The sequence below is a fragment of the Mycobacterium sp. ENV421 genome (assembly GCF_002887815.1).
In the GTDB taxonomy this organism is placed as follows: Bacteria; Actinomycetota; Actinomycetes; order Mycobacteriales; family Mycobacteriaceae; genus Mycobacterium.
Genome location: NZ_PDHO01000001.1, coordinates 191,149 through 206,592, shown reverse-complemented (window position 1 = coordinate 206,592; position 15,444 = coordinate 191,149). Strand labels below are relative to the sequence as shown.

At 67.2% G+C, this 15,444-nt stretch carries 13 protein-coding genes; 4 read left to right on the top strand and 9 right to left on the bottom strand.

From position 1 onward, the window contains the following. Nucleotides 1-161 precede the first annotated feature (161 nt). From CRM90_RS00890 to CRM90_RS00880, 3 genes are read left to right on the top strand one after another with little or no spacing between them, the layout of a single operon-like run. Nucleotides 162-917: a hypothetical protein gene (locus tag CRM90_RS00890; RefSeq protein ID WP_102805368.1), complete on the top strand. Its 756-nt coding sequence runs from the start codon at nt 162-164 to the stop codon at nt 915-917. After that, the gene (locus CRM90_RS00885) at nt 914-3,061 is read left to right on the top strand and encodes an Rv1355c family protein (RefSeq protein ID WP_102805130.1); all 2,148 of its coding nucleotides are present in this window, start codon (nt 914-916) and stop codon (nt 3,059-3,061) included. The genes CRM90_RS00890 and CRM90_RS00885 overlap by 4 nt, the downstream gene beginning before the upstream one ends. Then, on the top strand, nt 3,058-4,908 hold the full coding sequence (locus CRM90_RS00880) for a putative bifunctional diguanylate cyclase/phosphodiesterase (protein WP_102805129.1): 1,851 nt from the start codon (nt 3,058-3,060) through the stop codon (nt 4,906-4,908). Before CRM90_RS00885 ends, CRM90_RS00880 begins: the two co-directional genes overlap by 4 nt. A 1-nt stretch (nt 4,909) precedes the next feature. Here CRM90_RS00880 and CRM90_RS00875 read toward each other — a convergent pair whose 3' ends face one another. The 6 genes from CRM90_RS00875 to CRM90_RS00850 are packed head-to-tail and all read right to left on the bottom strand — an operon-like array spanning nt 4,910 to nt 10,447. Continuing rightward, the gene (locus CRM90_RS00875) at nt 4,910-5,683 is read right to left on the bottom strand and encodes an FAD-dependent oxidoreductase (protein WP_102805128.1); all 774 of its coding nucleotides are present in this window, start codon (nt 5,681-5,683) and stop codon (nt 4,910-4,912) included. A gap of 8 nt (nt 5,684-5,691) precedes the next feature. Beyond that, nucleotides 5,692-6,252 (bottom strand): orotate phosphoribosyltransferase, encoded by a 561-nt coding sequence (gene pyrE, locus CRM90_RS00870; RefSeq protein ID WP_102805127.1) that lies wholly within the window; start codon nt 6,250-6,252, stop codon nt 5,692-5,694. Then, the gene (locus CRM90_RS00865) at nt 6,239-7,015 is read right to left on the bottom strand and encodes an SDR family NAD(P)-dependent oxidoreductase (protein WP_102805126.1); all 777 of its coding nucleotides are present in this window, start codon (nt 7,013-7,015) and stop codon (nt 6,239-6,241) included. The genes pyrE and CRM90_RS00865 overlap by 14 nt, the downstream gene beginning before the upstream one ends. Before the next feature lie 17 nt (nt 7,016-7,032). Further along, nucleotides 7,033-7,818 carry a trehalose monomycolate transport factor TtfA gene (ttfA, locus tag CRM90_RS00860; protein ID WP_102805125.1) on the bottom strand — a complete coding sequence of 262 codons (786 nt, stop codon included), beginning with the start codon at nt 7,816-7,818 and terminating at the stop codon, nt 7,033-7,035. A gap of 59 nt (nt 7,819-7,877) precedes the next feature. Beyond that, a complete protein-coding gene (locus CRM90_RS00855) occupies nt 7,878-9,227 on the bottom strand; it encodes an alpha/beta hydrolase domain-containing protein (RefSeq protein WP_502693215.1) in 1,350 nt (449 codons plus the stop codon). Between the two features lie 2 nt (nt 9,228-9,229). Next, a complete protein-coding gene (locus tag CRM90_RS00850) occupies nt 9,230-10,447 on the bottom strand; it encodes an FAD-dependent monooxygenase (protein WP_102805367.1) in 1,218 nt (405 codons plus the stop codon). 84 nt (nt 10,448-10,531) lie between these two features. Between CRM90_RS00850 and CRM90_RS00845 the strand changes: the two genes are divergently transcribed. Next, nucleotides 10,532-11,086, top strand: a complete 555-nt coding sequence (locus CRM90_RS00845; protein ID WP_102805123.1) for a TetR/AcrR family transcriptional regulator — start codon at nt 10,532-10,534, stop codon at nt 11,084-11,086. A 46-nt stretch (nt 11,087-11,132) separates the two neighbouring features. Here CRM90_RS00845 and clpB read toward each other — a convergent pair whose 3' ends face one another. The 3 genes from clpB to CRM90_RS00830 all read right to left on the bottom strand — a co-directional run bounded on the left by clpB (nt 11,133) and on the right by CRM90_RS00830 (nt 15,402). Beyond that, a complete protein-coding gene (clpB, locus tag CRM90_RS00840) occupies nt 11,133-13,679 on the bottom strand; it encodes an ATP-dependent chaperone ClpB (protein WP_102805122.1) in 2,547 nt (848 codons plus the stop codon). Between the two features lie 134 nt (nt 13,680-13,813). Beyond that, on the bottom strand, nt 13,814-14,881 hold the full coding sequence (locus CRM90_RS00835) for a substrate-binding domain-containing protein (protein ID WP_199189725.1): 1,068 nt from the start codon (nt 14,879-14,881) through the stop codon (nt 13,814-13,816). An 80-nt stretch (nt 14,882-14,961) separates the two neighbouring features. Beyond that, the gene (locus tag CRM90_RS00830; protein ID WP_233209101.1) at nt 14,962-15,402 is read right to left on the bottom strand and encodes a MarR family winged helix-turn-helix transcriptional regulator; all 441 of its coding nucleotides are present in this window, start codon (nt 15,400-15,402) and stop codon (nt 14,962-14,964) included. Nucleotides 15,403-15,444 lie beyond the last annotated feature (42 nt).

The following is a 15,444-nucleotide window of genomic DNA, read 5'->3' as shown; positions in this document are numbered from 1 at the left end:
CGTCGGCTACCCCCCGGTAACCAGCGCTTTTCCTGCTAACAGCTGGAGTCTTGGCACGTTTCGGCGAGATACTGATATTTGCAAGTTCGAATAAATAACCCATGTTCCACCCCGGTACCCGCTGCGGGACCCCCTTCCGCAGGCCCCTCCAAAGATGGGAAATGATGAACGCCTCCGTGCTGGCCTTTCCGGAACAAAAGCTCTACACACTGCCCGAAACCATTAGCTGGCGCGACGCCGATACCGGGTGCACGATCGTGCTGGCCCAACCGGACAGCGAACCTGGGCTATGGGAGGACTACCTGCAGGGAGCGCTGAATAGTTATGCGAAGCACGGCGTTGAGGCGGCGCTGGACATCGACTCGTTCCGAGACGGCCGGGACACGACGCTTTTCTATACCGCCCTCGACGACAACGGAAAAATGCTCGGCGGGCTGCGGGCAAAAGGCCCGTACCTCCTTGCCGACGAATCGCACGCGATCGTCGAATGGGACGGCCAGCCCGGCCAGGACGCCGTCCGCAAAATGATCACCGACCGCCTGCCGTTCGGTGTGGTGGAGATGAAGTCGGCGTGGGTCAGTGACGACCCGGCCCGCAGCGGTGAGCTCACCCGCGCGTTCGCGCGCACCGCCTTCCCCACGATGACCCTGCTGGGGGCCCAGTTCATCCTGGCGACCGCGGCCGCGCACGTCTTGGACCGGTGGAGCACCTCGGGCGGCGTCGTGGCTACCAAGATCCCCGCGGCGGCTTACCCCAGCGATCGCTACCGTACCAAGATGATGTGGTGGGATAGGCGCACGTTCGCCAACCACGCCGAGCCGGGGCAGTTGGCCAAGATCGTCAAGGAGATGCGCATGCTGGCCACGATTTCGGACGAGTTCAGCGGCTTCGGCATGCAGTACGGGAGCGGCATGTGAGTTTCGACGTCTCCGCCGGCACCGGCGCAGACGCGTACAACGCGCGGATTCTGCTCGACGACGATCCCCACGACGAAACCATATTGGCTCGGTTGCGCGCCGATGCGAGTACCGAATTCATCGATGGCTCTTCGGAATTCACGGATGCACTCCGCTCGCTTCGCCCTGCGGTGGAACCTGAACTCCTCGCCGAACCGATGCGCTGGGCGCACTACCCCTGGCGACACTCCGTGGTGGCTGTGCCGGGCCCCCAAGCGTTTCGCCGGCTGCGGCTCGACCGCAACCGCAACATGATCACGCTCGCCGAACAACAGCGACTGGCCGCCGTGACCATCGGCGTGGTGGGTTTGTCGGTCGGCCACGCGATCGCCCATACCCTTGCCGCCCAAGGGTTGTGCGGTGAGCTGCGGCTGGCCGACTTCGACACGTTGGAACTCTCCAACCTCAACCGGGTCCCCGCAACCGTGTTCGACATCGGCGTGAACAAAGCGATCGTGGCGGCGCGACGGATCGCCGAACTCGACCCGTACCTCCGTGTGCACGTGCTGACCGACGGCCTGACCATGGACACGATGGGCGTTTTCCTCGACGGGCTGGACATCGCCGTCGAGGAATGCGATTCCCTGGACATCAAGGCTGCGATACGAGAGGCGGCTCGTGCCCGCCGCGTTCCGGTACTCATGGCCAGCAGCGACCGCGGCCTGATCGACGTCGAACGCTACGACCTCGAACCTGACCGGCCGATCCTGCACGGCCTGCTTGGCGACATCGGTGTTGCCGAGCTCGCCGGTCTGAGCAGTACCGACAAAGTGCCGCACGTTTTGAGCATCATCGACGCAGGCCGGCTCTCCGCGCGTGGTGCGGCCTCACTGGTCGAAGTCGGCCGCACTCTGTCCACGTGGCCTCAGGTCGCCGGTGACATCGCCGTCGGCGCGGCCACGGTAGCCGAGGCTGTCCGCCGGATCGGCCTTGGCGAACGACTGCAGTCGGGCCGGGTGCGCATCGACGTGTCCCACTCACTGGACAACTTGGAAGAGCCCGTGCGCCGGCCCGAGCCGGCCTCCGCCGTCCCTGCCCACCCGGTAGGACGAGCCGACACCACACCCGCGGACACTGTCGCGGCTGCGGCACGCTGCGCCCCGTCCGGGGGAAACATGCAGCCGTGGAACGTCATGTCGCACAATGACTCGGTGACCGTCGAGCTGGACCCGAAGTACACCTCGACGATGGACGTCGCGTACCGGGGCAGCGCCGTCGCGGTCGGGGCGGCCACATTCAACGCCCGGGTCGCCGCCGCGGCGCTCGGCATGCTCGGGCCGGTCGACATCTCCGAGGACAACGACCAGACCACACCGCTGCGTGCGGTCGTTCGACTGGCGGCGGGCAGCGACGACACCCTGGCCGCGCTCTACGAACCGATGCTGGAGCGGGAAACGAACCGCCACCGCGGCGCACCCACAAAGCTCACGCCGGCGATCGTCGCCGATCTCCAGGCGGCCGCAGAGTCCGAGGGCGGCACGCTTCGGCTGCTGACCGAACGTCCGGACATCGAACAGGCGGCCGCCATCTTGGCGGCCACCGACCGGATCCGCTACCTGCAGCCACGTCTGCACGCCGAGATGATCTCCGAAGTTCGCTGGCCCGGCGACGACACCTCTGACGGACTCGACATCCGCACCCTCGAGCTGGCCCCCTCCGACCTCGCCACACTGGATGTCCTGCGCCGTGGCGACGTGATGGCCCGCTTGGCGCAATGGGATGCCGGTGCAGCCCTCGGCCAAGACGTGACCGACCGCGTGCTGTCCAGCTCGGCGCTCGGGGTCGTGACGTTCGCCGGAAGCGCGCTGACCGACTATGCCCGCGGCGGCGCCGCAGTTGAGGCGGTGTGGGTGGCCGCCCAGCGGCTCGGCTTGGGCGTCCAGCCGGTCTCGCCGGTATTCCTATACGCCCATGATGACCGGGACCTGGAAGAGCTGGCCGCCGAATACGTCGCGCAACTGCGAGACCTCCAACACCGGTTCCGTTCATTGACAGGGACCGCGTCGAACGAGGCCCAGGCTCTGGTGCTGCGGTTCAGCCACGCGCCACGACCGTCGCTGCGCAGTAGCCGTCGCGCAGCCGATAGGGGGACACTCGGGGAATGAGCCTCGACAACCTCGTCACGAATGTGGCCGCCAAGCTCATGGCGGCCACATCCGCGACCTCGGCTCAAGTCAGCCAGGACGTACTCGCGGACCTGGTGGCGTCGTTCGGTGTCGATTTCAGCTTCCTGCGGTACAACGACCACGCGATCCGGGCCACCGTGCTCATCGCTGAGTGGCCGCCGCGGCCGGACGTACCGGATCCCGATCCTCTCGGAGTGGTGTACTTCGACGGCGCCGACCCGATTTTCGCGGCCGCGGAGAACGCCAAGGAGCCCGTTTTCTTCTCTCCCGAGCCGGCCCCCGATGACGCCGACGACTACCAGCGCCGGGTCCAGGAGGCCAGCGGTGTGACCCTGCCCTCGCTGGCGTCAGTGCCGTTGCTGTCGGGTGAAATCACCACCGGGTGCCTGGGATTCATCAAGATCGGGATCAAGGATTGGACACCCGAGGAAACCAACGCGCTCAAGGCGATCGCCTCGCTGTTCGCCCAGGTGCAGGCGCGGGTGGTCGCCGAAGACCAGCTGCGTTACCTCGCCGAGCATGACGATCTGACCGGGCTCTACAACCGGCGGGCATTGCTGGCCCACATCGATGATCGGTTGCGGGTCGGTCAGGAGGGGCCCGTCTCGGTGCTGTTCCTCGACCTCGACCGACTCAAGGCGATCAACGATTATCTGGGGCATCATGCCGGCGACTGGTTCATCCAGGCGTTCGCCGAACGGTTGCGCGAGGAGACCGGCGACGGAGACGTGATCGCACGCCTCGGTGGCGACGAGTTCGTGATCGTGCCGGCCGGTTCTGTGGACGCCGGCGCCGCCGAGGCACTGGCCCACCGACTACAGGATGCGTTGCGCGACCGGGTGACGATCGGCGGTGAGACTCTCACCCGCACGGTCAGTGCTGGTGTCGCAGTTGGTGTTCCGGGGCGGGATACCACATCGGACCTGCTGCGCCGCGCCGACCAGGCAGTGCTCAACGCCAAGAACGCCGGCGGCAACAAGATCGCGGTGTTCACCGACGAAATGTCGCTGAGAAGCGAATTCCGCAACGACATCGAGTTGCATCTACAGAACGTGATCGACACCGGGTCGCTGATCCTGCACTACCTGCCCGAGGTCGACATGCGCACCGGGGAGATCCTGGCGACCGAGGCGCTGGTGCGCTGGCAACACCCGACCCGCGGTCTGCTGCTGCCGGACTCGTTCATCCACGTCGCCGAATCCATCAATCTGGCAGGCGAATTGGGCCGCTGGGTGATGCGCACCGCATGCGAGGAGTTCAGTCGCTGGCAGGCCAGCGGCATCGCCAAGGATGCGGTCATCCGGATCAACGTCTCCCCCGTGCAGCTGGTCGCGGACGGGTTCGTCCAATCGGTCGCCGACACGATCGCCGAGTTCGGCCTCGACGGCAAGTCTGTGTGTCTGGAGATCACCGAAAGTGTTGTGGTGCAGGACATCGAGACCACCCGCATCACACTTGCCGGGCTCAAAGATGTCGGTGTGCGTATCGCCATCGATGACTTCGGCACCGGCTACAGCGTGCTCACCCATCTGAAATCGCTGCCGGTGGACACCCTCAAGATCGACAAGGGCTTCGTCCTCGAGCTGGGCACCAACCCGGAAGATCTGGCGATCGTCCGGGCGATCATCGCGCTGGCCGAAGCGTTCAACCTCGAACTGGTCGCCGAGGGTGTGGAGTCGCCGACCGCGGCGATGACCCTTCTCCAGCACGGCTGCCACCGCGCTCAGGGCTTCCTGCTGTCGCGGCCCATCCCCAGCGATGCCATGGCTGAGTTGTTCGCCAAACGGGTTATCCCAGTGGACTTTTCCGTGCCGAGCCGGAACTGACTCAGAGGCTGTCCAGCAGTTCCACGCGGCCGAATCTGCTGGCTGTCCGACTCACCAGCGCGACCTGAGCACCCTCGGGGAGCCCGGTTTGGACAGGCCAGTCGGCCTCGGCGGGCGCCGGTCCGATCGACAGCGCCACACCTGCGGTCGCACGCACCAGTCGCGTCTGTTCCGGCGTGGACAACTCCGCGCCGGCGATGCGCCCGTGCTCAAAAATCAACCGCTGCAACGCCATACCGCGCGCACCGTAGATGTCTCGCGCGTCGGCCTGCTGGCGCAGCCACTGAGCCAGCGCCCAGCCGGGGCGGTCCGAATCGGGCCGGTAGTCGCCCAGCACCGCAACCCGGACGGTCTCGGCGGATTCGGCGCGCATCGGCGTCATGATGTCGGGCACCTGGCTGTAGATCACGCCGAACGGCGAGGCGAGGCAGCGCACCGACCAGTCACGCAACCGGGAGCCGAAGAACGGCTCAATCGTGGCGCGGCGGTCGGTCCTGACCGGCACCGGTTCGGCCCGAACGGCTGTCAGCTCGAGATCCCGGTCCGGCGTACCGTCGAGCCCGAGGTCTTCGGTCATCGAAGCCAGGTAGGCAGCGGTATCGGGATCCAATGCCTGCCAGGAGATCTCGGCGTCCGCGATCTCCACGTCCAGATCGTGGTCGTCGCAGCAGATCGCGTGGGCGAGCGCGCCGGGACCGGCGCCGGCGCAGATCACGTCGACGACGTCGTCCCACGGCCATTCCGAAGCCTCGATGAGCTCCTCGTCGTTTTTCACCGGAGGTATCAGGTGGTCGGCAGGCCCAGGTCGGCCAGACCCAGCAGGCTCCGGTAGGGCACCCCTTCGGCCTCGATCGCCTCGGCCGCCCCGGTTGCCCGGTCCACCACCGTCGCGACCCCCACGACGGTCCCACCCGCCTCGCGCACACTCTGCACGGCGGTCAGTGCGGAGCCGCCGGTGGTGCTGGTGTCCTCGACCACCAGGACCCGCTTGCCGGATACTTCCGCGCCTTCGATCAGACGTTGCATCCCATGGCTTTTCACCGCTTTGCGCACCACGAAGGCGTCGATCGGACGGCCCGGCGCGTGCATGACCGCGCCGGCCACCGGGTCGGCACCCATGGTCAGTCCGCCGACGGCGGCGTAGTCCCAGTCCGCGGTCAGCTCGCGCATCAGCCGACCAATCAGCGGAGCGGCCCGATGATGCAGGGTGGCGCGGCGCAAGTCGACGTAGTAGTCGGCCTCCTTGCCCGACGACAGGGTCACCCGGCCGAACACCACAGACAGCTGGCGGACCAGCTCGGCGAGTTCGGCGCGTTCGGTGGCGTTGAGTTCAGGTGCGCCCACGGCCTCTTCCTATTCCGTTGTTGACCGCGCGGACCAGCCCACGCGGAACGAGTCGGCCCACCGAGGTCAGTACCTTGTACTGCAGGCCGGGAATGCTGATGACCTTGCCCTTGGCCACATCGGCCAGGCTTTCGGCGACAACGTCATCGACATTGAGCCACAAGATGTTCGGGATCGACTTCATGTCGATGCCGGCCCGCTCATGAAACTCGGTGTGCACGAATCCCGGGCAGACGGCGTGAATGCTGACGCCGGTGCCGGCGATACCGTTGGCGAGCCCTTCGGTGAACGACACCACCCAGGCTTTCGATGCCGAATAAGTCGATCCGCGACCCGACAACAGCCCGGCCACACTGGCGATGTTGATCACGGTGCCCGAGCCGGCCTCGATCATCGACGGCAGGGCCGCGCGGGTGAAGTGCATGACGGCGGTGACGTTGACGTCGAGCTGGGCCTGCAGCTGGGCGGGGTCGGCGGTCCAGAACTCGCCGGAGGTGCCGAACCCGGCGTTGTTCACCAGCACCTGCACCCCGGCGGCCAGCCGGTCGGCGACTCGGGCGCGGTCGGCAGCCTCAGTGAGGTCGGCGGGCAGCACCTCGACGTCGACACCGTGGGCGGCCCTCAGCTCGGCGGCGAGGTCCTCGAGTCGATCCACGGAGCGGGCGACCAGTACGAGGTTGTAGCCGTCGCGCGCGTAACGGCGGGCGTAGCCCGCACCAAGGCCCGCGGTGGGACCGGTGATCAGGGCGACAGGACGGGGCACGCGGCGACCCTACCGGGTCAGCGCTGGTAGTTGGGAGCCTGAGTGCCAGTCTGGCCGACACTGCGCGGCTGCTGCGGGCGCAGCGGCGGCGGAGCGTCGACGTGTCCAGGCGGCAGTTCCCGGCGGCCGGCAGGGGCCAGCGGGCGGCCCGGGGAGGCGTTGCGCCGCCCGGCCGATTGAGTCAGCGCCGGCTGCACGGTCGGCGGCAGCACCCGCAGCAGGTCGTTGAACTGCCGCACGGTGCGCAGGCCTTCATCCCACTGGGCCCGGGTGGACGTGATCGGCATGGAGACCAGCGTCCAGTTCTGCTCGTTCCACATGATCTCGGCGCAGTCCGGCGCGGTGTGGGCGAACGTCACCATCCGGCGGTCACACGCCCGGCGGGCGGCGTCGAGGTTGGTCGAGTAGACCATCCGCGGGCCGATGGCGCCCAGCAGCCAGACGTCGCTCTCCCGCGGCTCGGCGATGCCCTTGAGGCGCAGGTCCATCACCACGTTGGTGCCGACCTTGCGGTGCAGCGCGATCACGGTGGCGACGTCTTCGAGGTCGAAGATGTAGACCGCTTCACCGCGGATCTGCCCGAGCACCACGTTGCGGGCGGTGACATCGCCGACGGTGGACATCACCCCGCGCTTCCAGCGGTCGATGATCTCGGCGGACTCGGGTTCGAAGTCGAACCCGTGCGACCGCGCCCAGGACTTACGGCGGCGGCCCAGACCACGTCGACGACCGATGTCGACGTACAACAGCACCGCCGCACCCACGAAGCAGAGCGCGGACAGCGTGAACCAGAACGGAACCATTAGCCCTAGCGTATCTGCTCACTGCCCGGAAGCGAGAACTCCAGCAGGTCACAGACCTATTACGGCCCGGTCGCCTCGGCGAGTTCGAGGATTTCCGTGCGGTCGGCCGCCAGCAGGACACCGGCCGCGATGGCCGTGTCCAGCGCAGCGGTGAACCGCTCCAGGTATTCGGCGCCGCCGCCCGGATACAACTCGGCCAGCGTCGCGGCGTCGAACGGCTGTCCCGAGCCGAAGATGGCGAGCAGCACGTTGTCGTCGCCGCTGGCCCCCGATGTCCGAGCCGTGGGCACGTCGACCCAGGGCGTTCGCACGCCGCCGGTGGCCACCCCGTGCGTATCGAGGACTATTTCGGCGGGATCAGTGTCGATCAGGTCGATCCGCGGCGCGCTCGGCGCCGGCCTTCCGGTGCGCACCCAGTCGTGCAACTGCGCGACCGCGGCCTGCAGCACGTAGTGGTGTTGCGGGGCGAAGTTGATGAAGTGCGGCAGCTGCTGGCCCATCAGGTCATTGGTGGGCGCGTAGGCCGCCACGATCTGATCGAGCGGGACGGCGCCGCTGTCGATGAAGCCGACCCGGATCGTGTAGTTGTCGGCGTGCGCCGAGCCGGGGATCTCCCAGACCCGCAGATGCTCGGCGTCCGGTACGCGGGCGTGGCAGTAGCCCAGCAGCCGCGCGCCGAGCAGATCGGTCTCGGTGATCACGGCGAGCACCGGCACGCGCAGGTCGGCGCGAAACGGCACCGGTACGGAGTGGAACGACCCGGATTCGTCGAGCAGGGAGGTCCCGTCCAGCGGTGCCGCCGAGCCGAACCGGGAGTGGATCAGGAAGCCGTCGAACACCGCCACGTTCGGATCGACCTCGTTGACGTAGGTGGTCAGGAAGGTGGCCGACTGCGATTCCCCGGCCGCCAGCACGACGTCCGGGGCCAAACCGCCGACCCTGCCGGCACGCACCGCCCGGCCCACCTGGGTGAAGATGTCGTAGGCATACGCGTCGCCCGGGTGGCAGAGGTCTGAATAGCGTTGCGGATCCAGTGTTTTCAGGGACGCATCGCCGACCAGGCTGAGGCCGCCCTCGATGCCGACTCGTTGGGCGGAGACGACGACGTAGGCGTATCCGCTGCGGGCGATCTCCCGGTGCGCCATGAACCAGACGGCGGGGGCATCGATTCCGCCGCTGACATTGAGCCATTCGACGATGGCGGTCCCGTTCCAGGCGGCGTCGTCCACCGGCCGAAGCACGACGATGCGGGTGACGTAGTCCGCTGATTGGTCGAGCGCGTAGGAGGCCGCGGTGCCCGAGACGAAGAACTCGTCGGCGCGGTATCCCAGCGTCGCCAGGTCGTAGGCGCCGAGCAGCAGATTCGGCTGCCCGGGAACCGCGGTGATGACGGGATCAGTGGTCGGCACCATCAATCAATAGCAGAGGCGGGCACCGGGTAGTCGGGGTAGCCCATGGCGTCGTAGAGCCGGACGCCGGTGGTGTTGAGCTTGGCGACGGCCCTGGTCAGACCCGCCGGCAGCGCGTCGAGGGTGCGGCCTGCGGCGACCAGCGCCCACACCCCGAATTCCGTACGCGGCACCAGGCTCTTGGCCACCGTGCGGGCGAACGCGCGGCTGTGCCGCACCGGGTCGGCCATCACCGCCTCGTACGCGGCGAACGCGGCGGCGTGATCACCCCCGGCCCGCTCGAGTTCACCGGCGAGCACATAGGCACCGAGCACCGCCAGGCTGGTGCTGCCGCCGACTGCGGGTCCCGGGCAGTACCCCGCGTCGCCGACCAGGGTGACCCGGCCCCGCGACCAGCTGGTCAGCTCCAGTTGGGTGATCGAGTCGAAGTAGAACGAGCCAGCGCCGTCGAGTTCGGCGAGCCAGCGATCGACGGTCAGATTGAGCCCGGCGAACGCGGCGCGCAGCAGCACTCGCTGCCGTGCCTCGTCCCGGTGGTGATAGTCCAGCGGTTGTTCGGGCCGGAACAGGAACACCGCGCGGGCATCGTCGAGGTGGTCGGCGGTGTAGATCATCGCCCATCGCCTGGTATCAACGAAGTTCGTCATTTCACCGTCGCGCGCAAAGCTTTTCGGCACCGACAGCACAGCAAGATAGCCGCCGAGGAACCGGCTGTGCCCGGCGTCGGCACCGAAGACGAGTTGCCGCACACCGGAATGCAATCCGTCCGCACCGACGACGATGTCGTAGCGACGCGGCCCGGCGTGGGCGAAGTCGACGGTGCCGTCGTCGGCGATCGCGGTGATCTGGTCGCCGAACAGATATTCGGCATCGTCGCGACCGGCGTCGTAGTAGATCTGGCTCAGGTCGTCGCGCATGATCTCGACGTGCTGGTCCGAGATGACGCCGACCAGTTTCAGGTAGTCGACTTCGACCGGCGGACGCCCGTTGGTGCGTTGCAGGATCATCCGGGTGGTGCCGGTCGCACGCGCCCGGACCTGGTCGATCACCCCCATCCGCTCGGAGATCTCCATCGCGGGCCGGAACAGGTCGACCGCGTGACCGCCGGTCTTACGCAGTGCCGCAGCGCGTTCGACGACGGTGACGTCGAAGCCGCGACGAGTGAGCCAATAGGCCAGGACGGGTCCGGCGATGCTGGCACCTGAGATGAGCACGCGCATGGTTGCCTCCACTTCACTTACTTAACGGTCGGTAAGCATATCGGCCACGAGCTTACTTAACAATCGGTCAGTTAGGGTGGTCACGTGAGCAGGCCCGCGTCAGGAACCCGTGAGCGGATCCAGGATGTCGCCCGTGAGTTGTTCGGCCAGAAGGGTGTGCAACGCACCAGCCTGCAAGACATCGCCGACCGGCTCGGCATCACCAAACCCGCGCTGTACTACCACTTCAAGTCCCGCGAAGACTTGGTCCGCAGCATCCTGCAGCCGCTGATCGACGAGGGCGAACGCTTCGTCACCGAGCAGGAGAGTCGCCCACCGGCCGCCCGGGCCACGCCTCGCGAACTGCTCGAGGGTTACTTCGACTTCCACTACCGCCACCGGGCCGACCTGATGCTGGTGGTGACCGAGCTGACCACGCTGGCCGATCTCGGATTGATCGACACGCTCCTGGCATGGCGAGAGCGCCTGTGCCGGTTGGTGTTCGGTTCTCGGCCCACACTGGAACAGTCGGCCCGCGGCGTCATTGCCTTCGGCGGTCTGCAGGACTGCTGCCTTCAATTTCCGGACAGCTCACCGCGGCGGCTCCGGGATGCGACGGTCACCGGCGCCCTCGCCGCGCTGGGTATGCCCGACGACTGACGCAACGGGCCCCCACACCGAAGTGCGGGGGCCCGTCACGTCACTTTCAGCCGAGGATCAGCGATTCGCCATCCGGGCTGACGTTGACCGGCACGACGTCGCCGTCATGCACCTCACCGGCCAGCAGCAGCTTGGCGAGTTGGTCACCGATCGCCTGCTGGATCAGCCGGCGCAGCGGCCGGGCGCCGTAGAGCGGGTCGAATCCGCGCTCGGCTAGCCACTGCTTGGCGGGCAACGACACCTCGAGGGTGAGGCGCCGCTGGCCAAGGCGCTTCTGCAGCTGAGCCAGTTGGATGTCGACGATCGACACCAACTCGTCGGGCTGCAGTGCGTCGAAGACGATCACGTCGTCGAGCCGGTTGATGAACTCGGGCTTGAACGCCGAGCGCACCGCCGCCATCACCTGCTCCTCGGTGCCGCCGGCGCCGAGGTTGCTGGTGAGCACCAGGATGGTGTTGCGGAAATCGACCGTGCGGCCCTGACCATCGGTCAGCCGGCCCTCGTCGAGCACGGCGAGCAGGACGTCGAACACATCCGGATGCGCCTTCTCGACCTCGTCGAACAGCACCACCGAGTACGGCCGCCTGCGCACCGCTTCGGTCAGCTGACCGCCCTGGTCGTAGCCGATGTACCCGGGAGGCGCACCGACGAGTCGCGCGACGGAGTGCTTCTCGCCGTACTCGCTCATGTCTATGCGGATCATGGCCCGCTCATCGTCGAAGAGGAACTCCGCCAACGCTTTTGCGAGTTCGGTCTTACCGACACCGGTCGGCCCGAGGAACATGAACGAGCCCGTCGGGCGGTTCGGGTCGGCCACTCCGGCTCGGGTGCGGCGCACCGCATCCGAAACGGCCTGTACGGCCTTGACCTGTCCGACGACACGCTTGCCCAGCTCGGACTCCATCCGCAGCAGCTTGGCGGTCTCGCCCTCGAGCATCCGGCCTGCCGGGATACCGGTCCACGCCGACACCACGTCGGCGATGTCGTCGGGTCCGACTTCCTCCTTGAGCATCACGTTCTCGCGTGCTTCGGCCACGGGCAACGCCGCGTCGAGCTTCTTCTCGACCTCGGGAATGCGCCCGTAGCGCAGCTCGGCGGCCTTGGCCAGATCGCCGTCACGCTCGGCCCGGTCGGCCTCACCACGCAGCTTGTCGAGCTGCTCGGTGTAGTCGCGCACGACGTCGATCGCGTTCTTCTCGTTCTGCCACCGGGTGGTCAGCTCGGCCAATTGCTCCTTCTTGTCGGCCAATTCGGCGCGCAGCTTGTCCAGGCGATCGACGGACGCCGCGTCTGTTTCTTTGGCCAGCGCCATCTCCTCGATCTCGAGGCGCCGGACGATCCGCTCGACCTCGTCGATCTCCACGGGTCGCGAGTCGATCTCCATTCGCAACCGTGACGCGGCCTCGTCGACCAGGTCGATGGCCTTGTCCGGCAGGAACCGCGAGGTGATGTAGCGGTCGGACAGCGTGGCCGCGGCCACCAGCGCCGAGTCGGTGATACGCACACCGTGGTGGACCTCGTAGCGGTCCTTGAGCCCGCGCAGGATGCCGACGGTGTCGTCGACCGACGGTTCGCCGACCAGCACCTGCTGGAAGCGGCGCTCCAGGGCGGCGTCCTTCTCGATGTACTTGCGGTACTCGTCGAGGGTCGTCGCACCGACCAACCGCAGCTCGCCACGGGCCAGCATCGGCTTGATCATGTTGCCGGCGTCCATCGCGCCTTCGCCGGTGGCACCGGCGCCGACGATGGTGTGCAGCTCGTCGATGAACGTGATGATCTGCCCGGCCGAGTTCTTGATGTCGTCGAGCACGGCCTTGAGCCGCTCCTCGAATTCACCGCGGTACTTGGCGCCGGCCACCATCGACCCCAGATCCAGGGAGATGACGGTCTTGTCGCGCAGGCTTTCCGGGACATCGCCGGCCACGACCCGCTGGGCCAGGCCCTCGACGATCGCGGTCTTACCGACGCCCGGCTCACCGATCAGCACCGGGTTGTTCTTGGTACGCCGGCTCAGCACCTGGATGACGCGGCGAATCTCGGTGTCCCGGCCGATGACCGGGTCGAGCTTGCCTTCCCGGGCGCGTGCGGTCAGGTCGGTGGAGTACTTCTCCAGCGCCTGATAGCTCGCCTCGGGGTCGGCGCTGGTGACGCGCGCGCTGCCACGGACCTTCACGAACGCGTCGCGCAGCGCCTCGGGAGAGGCGCCGTGACCGGTGAGCAGCTTGGCTGTGTCGGAGTCGCCGGTGGCGAGCCCGACCATCAGGTGCTCGGTCGAGACGTATTCGTCGTCCATCTCCGTTGCGAGCTGCTGGGCGGTGGTGATCGCCGCCAGTGACTCACGCGAGAGCTGGGGTTGCGAGGTCGCACCGCTGCTCGACGGCAGCCGGTCGACGAGTCGCTGTGCTTCGGCGCGGATCGTGGCTGGATCGACACCGACAGCCTCGAGCAACGGCGAAGCGATGCCGTCGGCCTGCGTGAGCAGTGCCAACAGCAGATGAGCGGGCCTGATCTCCGGGTTGCCGGCGGCCGAGGCAGCCTGCAACGCGGCGGTCAGCGCCGCCTGAGTCTTGGTTGTCGGGTTGAAAGAATCCACGACACCTCCGTTTCGTCTAGAAAAGCTTGTCGAGGTTTACAACGCCGTCAAGGTTGAGTCTGTTCCGCTCAAGTTTAGCGAATTTTCCGGGCAGGCTGAAAGAGGCTTTGGACATCAACTTGACCCAGGCTGATTCAGGCCGCGGAGATGCGGGCCCGGATCTCGAAATCGAGGTCGATCGCCTCGGCGACATACACGTCCTGGCTCATCTGGTTGCCGCGCATCGTGACTTCACCGCGCGGGCTGATGTAGGTCAGGCCGACCGCCGCCGCGGTCAGGGCGGGCACCGCCAGGGAACCAGCCCGCGACACCAGCGCGATCAACAAGGTGATCGCCTCGTAGCAGGACTCCCCGATGCTGTTGAGCGCAGGCGCGGCCGGGCCGAAGGTGGCGTAGTAGTGCGCGGCGAACTCCAGGCTGGCGGTGGTGTGGAGCGCTTCGAAGTAGCCGGCCGCCGCGAACAACCCCCGGTTGCTCTCACTGCCACTGGCCATCAGCATGTTCTCTTCGACGTGCGGGCTCAGCCTGGGCACCGCGGCGTCCAGCCCGACCTCGGCGAACTGCCGGTTGAACATGACCCCGTCACGTCCGACGAGCAACAGGACCACCCCGGTCACGCCACTGCTCTCGACGTGACGCAGGGTGGCCGAGAAGTCCTCGGTTCCCAGCGGGACGTAGATCTCGCCGGCCAGCGGCTTGCCTTTGGCGCGCGCATGCCCTGCCGCCGCCGCACCCGTCTGCCGGGGCCAGACGTAGTCGTTTCCGATCACGATCCAGCGATCGACGCCGTGTTGGTCCGTCATCCAGTCCATCGCGGGCAAGAGTTGGCGCGACGGCGTCTCCCCGGTCAGGAACAGTCCCGCGGTGCGTTCGCCGCCCTCATAGAGCGGCCCGTACACGTATGGCACCCGTCCGGCGGTCACCTTGGCGATCGCCTGCCGCACCGGGGAGATGTGCCAGCCGGTGACCGCATCGATCGCACCGCGGTCGACCAGGCGCGCGATGTCGGCGGCAACCACGGCGGGCGGCCTGCTGCCATCCACCGGAACCAGACGAACCGGCCGGCCCAACACCCCGGCCGTCGCGTTGACGTCGGCAATGGCGAGCTCGGCACAGGCTTCACACGACGGACCGTAGATACCGGCCGATCCCGAGCGCGGGATGACCAGGGCGACGTTGATCGCCGGTGTCTGGTGCACCATCGACCTCCATCCAGCTGTCTTTCGACCGCACCCTCGACCCATCGTCGGCCTGCCGCGTTACTAGCGCGTTGCGCGACCGTTCACGGGGTGGAAAACAGGTCGCCGACGCGGGCAAGAGTCTGGATGAACTGTGCGGCGTTGTCCTCCCCCAGTTCGTCGACCAGCACGGCCTTGAGCCCAGCTTCCTGCTTGGTCAGCTTGCGCACCTTGGCCTTGCCGCGCGCCGACAGGTGAACCAATACCCGCCTGCGATCCGCCGCGTCGACCCGCCGGAGCACCAATCCAGAGTCGACGAGCTTGTCCACGATGCGGGTCAGTGTCGGCGGGGGTATCGACATCGCCGCCGAGATGTCGCTCATCGTGAAACCGTCACCGGTGCGCAGCGCGCCGAGCACCCGCCAACCCTCGATCGTGTTGACGTCGGCGTCCAGCAACCCGTTGCACAGCGCATCGGTCCACCGGCGCTCGGCGCGGACGAAAACCTCGGCAATGCTGTCCAGATTGCTCGTCGATGTCAGCACGACGCTCCCAGCTCTCGATCGCTTCTGCGGTGACAACTAGTC

What these genes read in the sequence shown, in the direction of transcription:
- ttfA (WP_102805125.1), bottom strand. Translation starts at nt 7,818, where the DNA reads ATGGTTCCGTTCTGGTTCACGCTGTCCGCGCTCTGCTTCGTGGGTGCG.
- CRM90_RS00850 (WP_102805367.1), bottom strand. Translation starts at nt 10,447, where the DNA reads ATGCGCGTGCTCATCTCAGGTGCCAGCATCGCCGGACCCGTCCTGGCC.
- CRM90_RS00835 (WP_199189725.1), bottom strand. Translation starts at nt 14,881, where the DNA reads ATGGTGCACCAGACACCGGCGATCAACGTCGCCCTGGTCATCCCGCGC.
- CRM90_RS00890 (WP_102805368.1), top strand. Translation starts at nt 162, where the DNA reads ATGATGAACGCCTCCGTGCTGGCCTTTCCGGAACAAAAGCTCTACACA.
- CRM90_RS00880 (WP_102805129.1), top strand. Translation starts at nt 3,058, where the DNA reads ATGAGCCTCGACAACCTCGTCACGAATGTGGCCGCCAAGCTCATGGCG.